This is a genomic window from Rhizobium sp. KNZ14-9A (assembly GCF_056755015.1).
Genome location: NZ_JBPGXB010000004.1, coordinates 647,944 through 659,860, shown reverse-complemented (window position 1 = coordinate 659,860; position 11,917 = coordinate 647,944). Strand labels below are relative to the sequence as shown.

Annotated in this window: 12 protein-coding genes; 5 read left to right on the top strand and 7 right to left on the bottom strand. The window is 60.9% G+C overall.

Annotated features, from left to right (window positions below; genetic code table 11):
* Window positions 1-72 precede the first annotated feature (72 nt).
* From ACR9ZQ_RS33365 to ACR9ZQ_RS33345, 5 genes are all read left to right on the top strand, one after another.
* Complete coding sequence (locus ACR9ZQ_RS33365) at window positions 73-1,164, top strand: ABC transporter ATP-binding protein (protein ID WP_481429831.1); 1,092 nt, start codon at window positions 73-75, stop codon at window positions 1,162-1,164.
* A 22-nt stretch (window positions 1,165-1,186) separates the two neighbouring features.
* Window positions 1,187-2,350 carry a polyamine ABC transporter substrate-binding protein gene (locus ACR9ZQ_RS33360; protein ID WP_310382135.1) on the top strand — a complete coding sequence of 388 codons (1,164 nt, stop codon included), beginning with the start codon at window positions 1,187-1,189 and terminating at the stop codon, window positions 2,348-2,350.
* 82 nt (window positions 2,351-2,432) lie between these two features.
* On the top strand, window positions 2,433-3,299 hold the full coding sequence (locus tag ACR9ZQ_RS33355) for an ABC transporter permease (protein WP_481430966.1): 867 nt from the start codon (window positions 2,433-2,435) through the stop codon (window positions 3,297-3,299).
* Complete coding sequence (locus ACR9ZQ_RS33350; protein WP_481429830.1) at window positions 3,299-4,111, top strand: ABC transporter permease; 813 nt, start codon at window positions 3,299-3,301, stop codon at window positions 4,109-4,111. The genes ACR9ZQ_RS33355 and ACR9ZQ_RS33350 overlap by 1 nt, the downstream gene beginning before the upstream one ends.
* Window positions 4,112-4,124: 13 nt before the next feature.
* On the top strand, window positions 4,125-4,886 hold the full coding sequence (locus tag ACR9ZQ_RS33345) for an SDR family NAD(P)-dependent oxidoreductase (protein ID WP_481429829.1): 762 nt from the start codon (window positions 4,125-4,127) through the stop codon (window positions 4,884-4,886).
* Here ACR9ZQ_RS33345 and ACR9ZQ_RS33340 read toward each other — a convergent pair.
* The 7 genes from ACR9ZQ_RS33340 to ACR9ZQ_RS33310 form a co-directional block, all read right to left on the bottom strand.
* Window positions 4,883-5,926 (bottom strand): L-idonate 5-dehydrogenase, encoded by a 1,044-nt coding sequence (locus ACR9ZQ_RS33340; RefSeq protein WP_310382131.1) that lies wholly within the window; start codon window positions 5,924-5,926, stop codon window positions 4,883-4,885. The two genes, ACR9ZQ_RS33345 and ACR9ZQ_RS33340, sit on opposite strands and share 4 nt — an antisense overlap.
* Window positions 5,927-5,935: 9 nt before the next feature.
* Window positions 5,936-7,342, bottom strand: coding sequence for a TRAP transporter large permease (locus ACR9ZQ_RS33335; protein ID WP_310382130.1), 1,407 nt, complete (start codon window positions 7,340-7,342; stop codon window positions 5,936-5,938).
* Window positions 7,343-7,346: 4 nt separating this feature from the next.
* Window positions 7,347-7,919, bottom strand: a complete 573-nt coding sequence (locus ACR9ZQ_RS33330; RefSeq protein WP_310382129.1) for a TRAP transporter small permease — start codon at window positions 7,917-7,919, stop codon at window positions 7,347-7,349.
* Between the two features lie 64 nt (window positions 7,920-7,983).
* A complete protein-coding gene (locus ACR9ZQ_RS33325) occupies window positions 7,984-8,955 on the bottom strand; it encodes a sialic acid TRAP transporter substrate-binding protein SiaP (protein ID WP_310382128.1) in 972 nt (323 codons plus the stop codon).
* 23 nt (window positions 8,956-8,978) lie between these two features.
* Window positions 8,979-9,737: a FadR/GntR family transcriptional regulator gene (locus ACR9ZQ_RS33320; protein ID WP_310382127.1), complete on the bottom strand. Its 759-nt coding sequence runs from the start codon at window positions 9,735-9,737 to the stop codon at window positions 8,979-8,981.
* Window positions 9,738-9,846: 109 nt separating this feature from the next.
* Window positions 9,847-10,920 carry an Ldh family oxidoreductase gene (locus ACR9ZQ_RS33315; RefSeq protein WP_310382126.1) on the bottom strand — a complete coding sequence of 358 codons (1,074 nt, stop codon included), beginning with the start codon at window positions 10,918-10,920 and terminating at the stop codon, window positions 9,847-9,849.
* Between the two features lie 120 nt (window positions 10,921-11,040).
* Window positions 11,041-11,895, bottom strand: coding sequence for a helix-turn-helix domain-containing protein (locus tag ACR9ZQ_RS33310; protein WP_310382125.1), 855 nt, complete (start codon window positions 11,893-11,895; stop codon window positions 11,041-11,043).
* Window positions 11,896-11,917: the final 22 nt, after the last annotated feature.

Sequence of the window (11,917 nt, the reverse complement as noted above, 5' to 3'; positions counted from 1 at the left end):
TACTCTTTCCTTAACGACGGTGGCAATAAGGCAGCGACAGACTGCCATTCCAACCAACCGCAGGGAACAGACGTGGCATCCGCTTCGACGAACGATATCGAATTCCGTTCGGTCACAAAGAACTATGGCGCTGTGACCGCCGTAACGGACATCAACCTTACTGTGCCCAAGGGCGCGTTCCTGGCGCTGCTCGGGCCTTCGGGCTGCGGCAAGACGACCTGCCTGCGCATGATCGGCGGCTTCGAACAGCCGAGCGAGGGCACCGTGCTGATCGACGGACGTGAGATGAACGGCGTTCCGGCCTATCGCCGACCCGTCAACATGGTCTTCCAGCACTACGCGCTGTTTCCGCATTTCAATGTCGAGCAGAACGTTGCCTACGGGCTGAAGCAGATACGCCCGAGGGTCGGGTCAGCGGAGATCGACCGCCGTGTCGCCGAGGCGCTCGAGATGGTCCGGCTTGGCGGCTTTGCCAAGCGGCGGATTCATGAAATGTCGGGTGGCCAGCAGCAGCGTGTGGCGCTCGCTCGTGCCATCGTCAATCGCCCCTCCGTCCTGCTGCTCGACGAGCCGCTGGCAGCCCTCGACAAGAAGCTGCGCTCGGCGATGCAGATCGAGCTGCAGACCTTGCAGCGCGAACTCGGCATCACCTTCGTCCTCGTCACCCACGACCAGGAAGAGGCGCTTTCGATGGCTGATGTCGTCTGCGTCATGAGTGCCGGGCGCATCCGTCAGCTCGGCAGCCCGCAGGAAGTCTATGACCGCCCGGCCGATCTTTTCGTCGCCGATTTCGTCGGCAAGACCAACCGCATCACTGCCGCGATGGAACCTGATGGTACGACGCTGCGGCTGGCGGACGGGTCGGCGATGGCCTCCGGCAAGCGGTTGGCGCCAGGAGACGTCATCGCTGCACTGCGCCCGGAGGCGATCCATCTGACGCGCGAAGCGGCGTCATCAGGCACGTCGTTCAAGGGGACGGTGACGCACCGCATCTTCCTAGGCTCCTCTGCCGAATATGCCGTCAGTGTGCCGGGGCTTGGCGACTTCCTGATCACGGCCGATCGCCGCAGCATGAACGAGAGTGATCTCGTGGAGCCGGGCGAAGAGGTTTTTCTCGGCTTCGACCCTGCCGCCATCCATGTCTTTCCAGCATCGAATGCATAAACCAAAACAAGGGAACAGCATCATGAGCAAGGATTATAAGGACAATCTGCCCATTTCCGCCGAAGGTTTCATAGACGAGTTCATGCGCCTGAAGCGCGGTTCCGTCAGCCGCCGCCACTTCCTCGGCATTACCGGCCTCGGTCTTGCGACCGCCGTGCTGTCTCGCTTCCCCGGTGCACTATCGACGCCCGCCTATGCCGCAGAAGATCTCGGCACGCAGATGTCGATCGCTACATGGCCGAATTACCACGACCCGGCGACCTTCGAGAACTTCAAGGCGGCAACCGGCGTTGCGGTCGAGGTCAACGTCTTCGGTTCGAACGAGGAAATGCTCGCCAAGCTGCAGGCCGGCGCTTCCGGCTGGTCGCTCTTCGTGCCAACCAACTATACGATTTCGACCCATCATAAACTCGGCCTGATCGAAGAACTCGATCTCTCGAAGATCCCGAACTTCAGCCAGGCAAGCGAAAGCCCGCGCTTCACCAAGGAAGGGCAGATCGACGGCAAGACCTATGCCGTGCCGAAGAACTGGGGCACGACCGGCTTCTCCGTCAATACGTCTAAGATCAAGACCAAGCTTTCGAGCTGGAAGGACTTTTTCGAGATCGCCCAAACGGAAGCCGACGGCCGTGCCATGGTGCATGACTATCAGTTGACGACGATCGGCAGCGCGCTTGTTTCGCTCGGCTATGACTTCAATTCGATCAAGGCTGACGAGCTTGCCAAGGCGGAAGAACTGCTGATCAAGGTCAAGCCGCATCTCTTCGCCATCAATTCCGACTATCAGCCGTCGATGCGTTCGACCGATGCATGGCTGACCATGTGCTGGACCAATGACGGCGCGCAGCTCAACCGCGATATGCCGGAGCTTGCCTACATCCTCGGCACCGACGGCGGCGAAATCTGGACCGACTATTACGCAATCCCCAAGGATGCGCCGAACAAGGCAGCCGGCTACGCGCTGCTCAACTATCTGATGGACCCGCAGAACGCGGTGAAGGAGCACATCGCCAACGGTGCGCCGACCACCGACAGCCGCATCATTGCGCTGCTGCCGAAGGAGGTTACGTCCAACAAGATCGTCTATCCGGACGAAGCAGCCCTTACGCCACTGGAATTCGGCGCCGCCGTCACGCTCACCGATCCGGGTCGCGCTGAACTAATGGCGCGTTTCAAGTCGGCCTGACACCACCTCTGAATGCCGGTCTCCCGCGGCTTACTGCTGGAGCCGGTTCAGCTCCTTGATCCGGCGGATGAAGACCAAAGCCATGCCCCTGCCCCACGCCACCAAACGGCGCCTGATCACCGTCGCCCTTGTCGGCCCGGCCAGTATCTGGCTGTTCGTCTTCCTGGTGCTGCCCTTCATCGCCATCATCGTCTTTGCCTTTGGCGAGCGGGCGCCAGAAGGCGGTTATCAGGCGGCCTTTACCTTCGAGCAGTTCGCCAATCTCGGCGCGCGGTCGGCAGCCTTCGTCAATACACTGATCCTGGCGCCGATCGGGGCGGCTGCCTGCCTCATCGTTGCCTACCCAGTCGCCTACTACCTCGCGGTCAAGGCAAGCCCGCAGCGCCGGCTGCTGCTCGTCTCGCTTGTCGTCGTTCCCTTCTGGACCAGCCTGCTGGTGCGCACCTATGCCTGGATGTATCTGCTCGGCGCACGCGGCATTCCGCATCTGCTCGAATTCGTCGGCATCGAAAATGTCAGGCTGATCAATACACCCGGCGCTGTGCTGCTCGGCATCGTCTACGGATACCTGCCGCTGATGATCATGCCGATCTATGTCAGCCTTGAAAAGCTGGACCGCCGGCTGCTCGAAGCTTCGGCCGACCTTGGTGCAAAGCCTATCTCGACCTTCTTCGGTATTACCCTGCCCCTATCGCTGCCGGGTGTGATGACCGGCGTTGCGCTGGTCACGATCCTGCTTCTCGGCGAATATCTGATCCCGCAGCTTCTGGGCGGCGGCAAGGTGTTTTTCATCGGCAATGCGCTCGTCGATCTCTTCCTGCAATCACGCAACTGGCCGTTCGGTTCGGCAATTGCTGTCACGCTAGTTGCTGTCGTCGTCATCGTCCTGCTCGTCGCCATGCGCGTTGCCTGGCGCGTCGCCGGTACGCGGCAGGTGGATCTCATCTGATGCGCGCGCTCGTCACCTTCGTCTATCTGTTCCTCTACACGCCGATCGCGCTCGTCGTGCTCTTCTCCTTCAATGCCGGCCGCAACGCCAGCGAGCTCACCGGCTTCTCGACGCAATGGTATGGCCGGGCTCTGTCCAATACCTTCCTGATGGAGGCGCTGCGCAACAGCCTGATCATCGCGGTCACCAGCGCCTCGCTCGCGGCGATCTTCGGCACTATGGCCGCGATCGGCATGGAACGGCTCGGGGCACGGACCCGAGCGATCTTCGACGGGCTCTTTGCAGCCGCGATCGTGGTACCGGGTGTCGTCATCGGCATTGCAACGCTGGTTGCCCTCGTCGAAGTCTTCGGGTTCGTCAATCCTGCTATCGCCGCCCTCTGGCCAGGCGACCAGCCGCCAAAGCTGGCACTCGGCTACGGCTCGATCATTGCCGCGCACGGGCTCTTCACCATGGCGTTGGTGACGATGATCGTGAAGGCGCGCATCGCGAGCCTCGGTCGAGATATCGTCGAGGCCTCCAGCGATCTCTACGCCACACCCTTCACGACCTTTCGGCAGATCGTGCTGCCGCAGATCATGCCGTCGATCCTGGCGGGCTATCTGCTCGCCTTCACCTTTTCCTTCGACGATTTCATCATCGCCTTCTTCGTGGCGGGCTCCAACACGACGCTACCGATCTATGTCTTCGCCTCCATCCGCCGCGGCGTGACGCCGGAAATCAATGCAGTCGCGACGATGGTGCTGATCGCCTCGCTTGCCCTCATTTTCATCGCGCGCTTCCTGATGCGCGAAAAGACAACGACAAACTGACCGGGGAAATGCCATGATACTCAGAGATCGCGTTGCAATCGTTACGGGCGCAGGTTCGGGCATCGGACGGGCCGGCGCACAGATCATGGCGCGCGAAGGCGCCTATGTCGTCGTTGCCGACATCAATTTCGCAAATGCCGAAGAAACCGTCGGTCTGATTGCCGAGGCGGGCGGCAGCGCCGAAAGCATGACGGTCGATGTCACCGACGACCAGGCGCTTGAAACCGGCATTGCCGCTGTTGCTGCGCGTCTCGGCCGGATCGACATTCTGCACAATCACGCGGGCGCGCAGGTGGCCGGCGATCTGGAACAGGTTGCCATCGAAGGCTTCGACAAGTCCTGGAGCCTGAATGTGCGGGCGCATTTCATGGCCGCGCGCCTCGTCATGCCCATCATGAAAAACGCAGGCAAAGGCGTAATCCTCAACACGTCCTCGTCGTCGGGCGTGCTCTACGACCGCGAAATGATCGCCTACACGACGACCAAACATGCTGTCATCGCCATGACCCGGCAGATGGCGGGCGATTATGCGAAGTTCGGCATCCGCGTGAATGCGCTCTGCCCGGGATGGGTCGACACGCCATTCAACGAACCGTTCATCGCGCAGATGGGCGGGCGCGACGCGATCGAAGGCTACATCGCCGAGAAGGTGCCGCTCGGCCGCTGGGCGGATGTTTCGGAGATAGCCGAACCGATCCTGTTCCTGGTCTCGGACCGCTCGTCCTACATGACGGGGCAAATCCTCGTCGTCGATGGCGGCGAGACCGTCGTTTAGGCTGACTGGAAAGTCAGTTGCACTTTGCAGGCCAGCGAACGGTCGCCAGCAATTTCAAAGGCTGAAACGGCGTCCTCGAGGGGCATCCTGTGGCTGATGATCGGCCGCACATCGATTTCACGGCGGGAAATCAGGTCGACGGCGGTTGCGAACTCCTCATGGAAACGCTGCGTTCCGTGGATGTGCAGTTCCTTGCCGACAATGGCGTTGAGCGGCACAGGAACGTCGCCGGTGACGCCGACCTGGACGATGGCGCCGCGCGGCCGGACCGCCGCAATCGCGCTATGGATGGCCGGCGCGGCAGCAGAACATTCGAACACGAGATCGAAATAGCCTTTTCCTGCCTGGAATTCGGCAAATGACTCTGCATCCCGCGCCACGTTGATCGTGCGGCTGGCGCCCATGGCTTTCGCCCGCGCGAGCGCTGCGTCGGCGAGATCCGTGACGACGATTTCGCCGGCGTCATAATGACTGATAACGGCAACCATCAAAGAGCCGATCGGTCCGGCACCTGTCACCAGGACTTTCTTGCCGGCAATGCCGGGGGCGCGCGATGCGGCGTGCAGGCAGACGGACAGCGGCTCGCTGCAGGCTGCTTCCGCAGGCGTTATCGAGGCTCCAACCTCAACACATTGTTTGGCCGGCACCACCAGCCATTCCCGAAACATGCCCTGCTCATGCGGCAGGCGCATCGCACTGCCCATGAAACGCATTTCCAGGCAGTGGATCGGCAAGCCGATGCGGCAATATTCGCAAGCACCGCAGGGCTGGCTCGGATTGACGGCGACCAGTGTTCCGGCCTTCAGGGTGACGCCCTCACCTGCCTGCTCCACGGTTCCGGCGGCCTCGTGGCCGGGTATCATCGGCTCGCGAACCCTGACCGGACCGAAACCGCCATCCTGGTAATAGTGCAGGTCGGAGCCGCAGATGCCTGCGGCTGCCATCTTCAAAAGCACTTCGCCCGGACCGGGGGCTGCGACCGGATCAGTCTCGATCCTGAGATCGCCCTTTGCATAAAGCCGTGCCAGACGGGTGTGCATCACATTCTCCTATTTCAGAAGCCCAAGCTGCTGGGGCAGCCACAGGGATATCGAGGGAACGAAGGTGATCAGGATCAGGGCGATGAAGAGCGGCGCAAGCCAGGGCAAGATCGCCATCGTCGTGCGTTCGACGGACAATTTCGCCACCCGCGACAACACGAAGAGTACCATGCCTAGCGGAGGGTGAAGCAGGCCGATCATCAGGTTCAGGGTCATGATAAGGCCAAACTGTACCGGATCGATGCCGAATTTCGCGACGATCGGCAGAAGGATCGGCACGAGGATGGTAATGGCGGCGATTGTGTCCAGAAAGCAGCCGACGAAGAGCATCAGCAGGTTCACAAGGATCAGGAACACCCACTTATTGTTGGTAATCGACAGGATCGCATCAGACAGAAGCTGCGCAGCCTGGCTCACCGTCAGCAGCCATGCGAAGACCGAAGCGGCAGTGACGATGAAGAGAACGGAAGCCGTAGTCTCGATCGTGTCGAAGCTCGCCTTGGCAAGTGTCGAGAGCGTCATCGTGCGATAGCGCACGAGGCCGAGGAAGAGCGACCAGAGGACGGCAGCGACGGCCGCTTCCGTCGGCGTGAACCAACCCATGGTCATGCCGCCGATCAGGATGACCGGCGTCATCAGCGCCATGACTGCGGAAAAACGGAAATACCAGTCGAGCGCCAGAAGCACGACAAGCGCGATGCCCGCTGCGGCATTCATTGACACACCGGCTCGCATCATCACGTAGATCGACAGCGGCACCAGCAGGACAACGACGATCTCGAGACCTGCGGAAAGGAGTTGCTTGACGTCGAAGGGCGCATCAGAACCCCAGCGCTTCACGTAGGCGAAGGCTGCGACTGTGATCATCATCAGCAGCGTCATGACGATGCCCGGCAGAATGCCCGCCATGAAAAGAGCGCCGATCGAAACATTCGCCATCATGCCGTAGATCACGAAAGGCAAGGATGGCGGGAAGATCGGACCGAGCGTGGCAGACGCCGCCGTTACCCCGACCGCGGCCTCGACGGGGTAGCCGTGATCCTTCATTGCCTTGATCTCGATCGTGCCGATGCCGGCCGCATCAGCAAGCGCAGTGCCCGACATGCCCGAGAATATGACGGAACCGATGATATTGACCTGTGCGAGACCACCTTTCATCCAGCCGACGAGCGCGACGGCGAAGGAATAGATGCGGCCGGTGACACCCGCCGAATTCATCAGGTTGCCAGCAAGGATGAAGAAGGGAACAGCGAGAAGCGGGAAGCTTTCGACACCCGCAATCATACGCTGGGCGACGATGATATCGGGCGCAACGCCGTAGAGGACGATATAGAGAACGGAGGCGACGGCCATCGATATCGCGACGGGCACGCCGATCAGCATCAGCACCAGAAATGAGCCAAGCAAGAGCAGCATCGGGTCATCCTTCGACAGCGTGGAATTCTTCGGGGCGCTCCAGAACGGAGTAGCCGCGGCGCATATTGGCGATGAAGACGATTACCGCACGGATCAGCATCAGCACGAAAGCTGCAAGCACGCTGTAGAAGACGATGTTGCGCGGCAAGTCGACGGTGACCATCTGCTCGTCGGCGACGATCTGCACGTAGCGCCACATCAGATAGCAGCCATAGGCGAAGAAACCGATGCGGACGATATCCACGAGGGTTGCGAGAACGCGCGCAAGACCTGCCGGCATGTAATGATAGAAGACGTCCACCTGGATATGGCGCGACGTGCGCACGCACATGACGGCGCCGAGAAAGACGACGCCGATCAGGCAGTTGACGGCGATCTCTTCGGTCCAGGCATAGCTGTTGTTCAGCACATAGCGGGTGAAGAACTGCAGAAAGACGCAACCGGCCATCAGCCAGAAGACGAGCAGCGTGATCCAGTCTTCGATGGCGTAGTCCGAGATATTGGCGGTGGGCGCATGCCCTTCGAATTCGTGGCCGATCTCCTCGGCAGTGACTTGCGTATGGACTTCTTGTGACATGATCGGCCTTATTCCGGTTAGGAAGGAAGGGCGCGCGGCGCTCAGGCGGCGCGCCCTCGGGCACTTACTGGATCGCGCGGATCGCCTCCCAATCGGCCTTTTCGTAGCCGAAGTCCTCGAACTTGACCTTTTCCGCGACCGTCTTCTCGAAATCGGCCTTGTCGACCTCGGTGACGCTCAAGCCCTTCTCTTTGAAGGTGGCGATCAGGCTGTTTTCCTTGCCTTCGATGGTCTTGGTCGTGCGCTCGGCAGCTTCCTGCATGACCTCGCCGAAGATCTTCTTGTCCTCGTCCGAAAGGTTCGACCAGAGCGTCTTCGAGATCACCGTATTCAAGTGATCGACGATGTGGCCGGTCAGAATGATGTTCTTCTGGACTTCGTAGAACTTCTTGGCCTCGATCGTCGTCAGCGGGTTTTCCTGGGCCTCGACCGTGCCGTTCTGCAAAGCGAGATAGACCTCGGCAAAGGCGATCGGCGTGGTGTTGGCGCCGCAGGCGCGCGGCATGGCGAGGTAGGCCGGAACATCAGGCACGCGGATCTTCAGGCCCTGCATGTCGGCGCATTTGGCGATCGGCTTGTTGGCCGTCGTATGGCGCGTCCCGTAATAGCTGACGGCGGCGATATGGTTCCCGGTCTTGTCCTCATAACCTTTGGCCAGACGCTTGAAGACGTCGCTCTTGGTGTAGGCGATCAAGTGTTCCGGGCTGCGGAAGATATAGGGGAAATAGGTGACGCCGATCGGCTTATAGTCGCGGGCGGCAAAGCTCGATCCGGAAATGATGATGTCGACCGTTCCGAGCTTGAGACCCTGGTTAATATCGGCTTCCTTGCCGAGCTGCGAGGCCGGATAGACCTCGATCTTGTAGCGGCCGTTGGTCCGCTTGTTGATCTCTTCCGCAGCCCAGAGGGAATCCGTGTGGAAAGGTTCCGATGTCTCGTAGACATGGGCCCATTTCAGCACCGTCTGGGCATGTGCGATCGCCGTCGTCGCCATGATTGCGGCGGCAGTGCAGAGTATCGTCAGTTTCAACTTCATCACTCTCTCCTCCTGAGATCTCGTTAAGTGGCTGCTTTTCCCTTGTTTGGCCCGGCCGTGTGGCCGCGCCCCTGCTCGCCCGAAAACTCCTCCCCGAAGCTTTCGGAAAACCTCTTCTGCGAATTCGTGAGATGCGTGCGCATGGCGGCCTTCGCCCCCACCGTATCGCCGGCGGCGATCGCGTCGCGGATAGCCCGGTGCTCTTCCAGCGCGCTGCGCCACGACACCGGTCCTTCGAAATGGCTGGCAAGCTTTTCGAAATACGGCGTCATGCGCATGTCGAACATCTCGCCGGTAACGCGGATCAAAGTCGCATTGCCGACGATTGCGGCGATGCCGGTATGAAAAGCGCGGTCGGCGACAAGCACGGCGCGCGCATCCTCTACCACGCCGCTCATCGCTCTCAGCGCCTCATCGAGAACGGCAATGTCCTCAGGGCGGGCGCTTTTTGCGGCCTCCTCTGATATCGCGCATTCGATGATGGCGCGGGCCTGCAGCAGCTCGAAAGGCCCCTCCACGGGTTCGCGCTCACTGCCGGTCGCTTCGGCCGCATGTTTGCGCGTGACATAAATGCCCGAGCCCATGCGGATATTGATGTATCCCTCGACTTCCAGCACGATCAGCGCTTCGCGCAGCGTGGGGCGCGAAACCGAAAGCTGCTCCGCAAGCTCGCGCTCGGCCGGCAGCCTCTGGCCGACGGCGAGTTCGCCTCGGATAATCATCATACGAATCTGGTCCGCCACCTGCCTGTAGAGGCGGCGTGATTCAACTGCCGAAAACATTATGGCCTCCTCGGCGCGCTTCTCCTCAAGCGCACAACTGGCCAACTGGCCTGACCAATTGATCCGAAGCTATCATCGAGGAAGTTGTGCGTCAATCCGACGCATGCACTCAGACCGGGCTGGCCAGTTGATAAGTGGATGCAAGGGCCCTAAGGGCCTCGACCGTCGCCGGATCCAGCGTCACGCCATGTCTTTCCCGCTCGGCGGCGACAGCCCATTCCCGATCGCCAGGCGCCATCACCCTGAAGCCCTCACGCGGCGGAGATGCCCTCAAGGTTTCGACGTAGCGTTTCATGGCAGCGTCAAAGATTTCAATATCGAGGAAGGCTGCAGGGTTCAGCGCGATGACGAAGGCACCGAGCCCACGCGGTGTCGAAAAATCCGGCCCGGGCATCGGAGCGATATCGAAACTCAGCTTCATGCCTGTGAGCACAGCACTCAAAATCTCGGGAATGCCTGCAAGCCCTGCGCCCTTGAAGCCGAATTCGCCGCCGAGCGGCGCCAGCATGTCGGCCACATCGGGATCGGTCGTGTCATACCCCCGTTCATCGGAGGCGACTCCTTCGGGCAGTTGGCGGTCGAGGCTGCGATAGAGCAGCACGCGATTATAGGGCACGGCGCTCGTCGCCATGTCGAAGAGCCACGGGTTATCTCCCTTGACCGGGACAGCGCAGGCGATCGGATTGGTTCCATGAAAGCGCATGGCGCCGTCGTGCAGACGCACGAAGCTATCGGAATTGCAGAAGGCAAAACCGATAAAGCCGCGTTGGGCGGCATCGAACGCATAGGCACCTGCCGGTCCGAAATGCGAGGAATTGCGGATCGCAACCGCACCGATTCCGAATTCCCCGGCAAGACGCGTCGCATACTCCATGGCCGCATAGGTCGCGAGCGCACCATGGCCATTATCCGCATCGAGCGAAGCGACGGCGCCGAAAGTGTTTACCAGCGCGAGATGCGGGCGCGGATTGAGGCGTCCTTCGGTCAATCCTTTCACATAGTGAGGAAGCAGGCGCACACCGTGGCTGTCGATGCCATAGCGCGTACCATGCAGCATTCCCCGCGTCGCTGCATCCGCAGTCTGTTGGTCGGCGCCGGCCGCGATAAAGATCTCTCGGCAGAAATCCTCGATCGTTGCCAGGGACGCTAGGGCGCCAGCGGTTTTTTTGCTGTCAGTCGTCATCGGCCACAATCCGTTCGGGTGGATCGTCTGCAGACTCTAACGCGCTGGCGAGAAGATTCGATAGCCGCATCGCGCCTGAACCTGCACTTCTTTCAAACCCCTGTCCGACCTGTGCAAACGTCACGGCTTGCCGAGCGACAGGCGGAACTGCCGGGGTGTCGTGCCGGTCCGCTGCTTGAAGATGTCGTAAAACCGGCTACTGGAGCCGAAGCCGCAGTCGAGGGCAATCTCCAGTATCGAATCCTCGGTCTCGGCCAGCCGCTGCATTGCTCTCGCGAGACGATAACGCGTCAGATATTCCATTACGGAAATGCCGAGCACATCGCGAAACGCCCGGTTGGCGGTGGTTGGATGCACATTGGCGCGCTTTCCAAGATCCGCCAGGCTGAGCGGTTCGGAAAAATGCCGGTTGATCAGGTCGGTCAGCACCTCTGAATGGCGGATGGCGGGGCTTACCGGCGTCGCGGCGGCTGCGACGGACGAGCCTCGATCATCGGCGTGATCAAGGATGAGCCGGCGCACCCTGAGCTTGGTCTCGTCCGCGATCAGCTGGCGCCGGACGGGATCGCCCCTGCCCCATTCCTCGACCCAGGCAGAGACGGTGAGCGGCGTCGTCTCGCGGCGGCGGGGCTCGACCACGAAGGCACCCTGCATGATTGCCTGTCTCGCCTTCTTGTCGATGGAGAGCGCAAGAAAGTCGACGAGCGGAAGGTAGACGCAGATGAGCGGCGCCTCCGGCGTCACCAGGATTGTCTGGTGGGGAATGGCCGCCCAGAAGAGGACAAGACGCCCGGCCTCGACCCGCTCCTGCCGACCATTGAAGAGATAGGTCATGGCACCATCGAGAAGCAGGTTGATCTCGACATGGTCGTGCCAATGCGCTGCGCTCATGGCATCGGCCGTGTGGCGCTCGATCAGGAAGCTCCGCGGCGACCCCGCCCACTCGCCGCTCCTGTTGAAATGATCGTCTTTCATGCGTCCAGCGCTTCAATCCGGG

Bases quoted from the DNA above. Each gene is read 5' to 3' on its own strand.
- ACR9ZQ_RS33360 (WP_310382135.1), top strand. From the start codon at position 1,187: ATGAGCAAGGATTATAAGGACAATCTGCCCATTTCCGCCGAAGGTTTC.
- ACR9ZQ_RS33355 (WP_481430966.1), top strand. From the start codon at position 2,433: ATGCCCCTGCCCCACGCCACCAAACGGCGCCTGATCACCGTCGCCCTT.
- ACR9ZQ_RS33350 (WP_481429830.1), top strand. From the start codon at position 3,299: ATGCGCGCGCTCGTCACCTTCGTCTATCTGTTCCTCTACACGCCGATC.
- ACR9ZQ_RS33345 (WP_481429829.1), top strand. From the start codon at position 4,125: ATGATACTCAGAGATCGCGTTGCAATCGTTACGGGCGCAGGTTCGGGC.
- ACR9ZQ_RS33340 (WP_310382131.1), bottom strand. From the start codon at position 5,926: ATGCACACCCGTCTGGCACGGCTTTATGCAAAGGGCGATCTCAGGATC.
- ACR9ZQ_RS33335 (WP_310382130.1), bottom strand. From the start codon at position 7,342: ATGCTGCTCTTGCTTGGCTCATTTCTGGTGCTGATGCTGATCGGCGTG.
- ACR9ZQ_RS33330 (WP_310382129.1), bottom strand. From the start codon at position 7,919: ATGTCACAAGAAGTCCATACGCAAGTCACTGCCGAGGAGATCGGCCAC.
- ACR9ZQ_RS33325 (WP_310382128.1), bottom strand. From the start codon at position 8,955: ATGAAGTTGAAACTGACGATACTCTGCACTGCCGCCGCAATCATGGCG.
- ACR9ZQ_RS33320 (WP_310382127.1), bottom strand. From the start codon at position 9,737: ATGTTTTCGGCAGTTGAATCACGCCGCCTCTACAGGCAGGTGGCGGAC.
- ACR9ZQ_RS33315 (WP_310382126.1), bottom strand. From the start codon at position 10,920: ATGACGACTGACAGCAAAAAAACCGCTGGCGCCCTAGCGTCCCTGGCA.
- ACR9ZQ_RS33310 (WP_310382125.1), bottom strand. From the start codon at position 11,895: ATGAAAGACGATCATTTCAACAGGAGCGGCGAGTGGGCGGGGTCGCCG.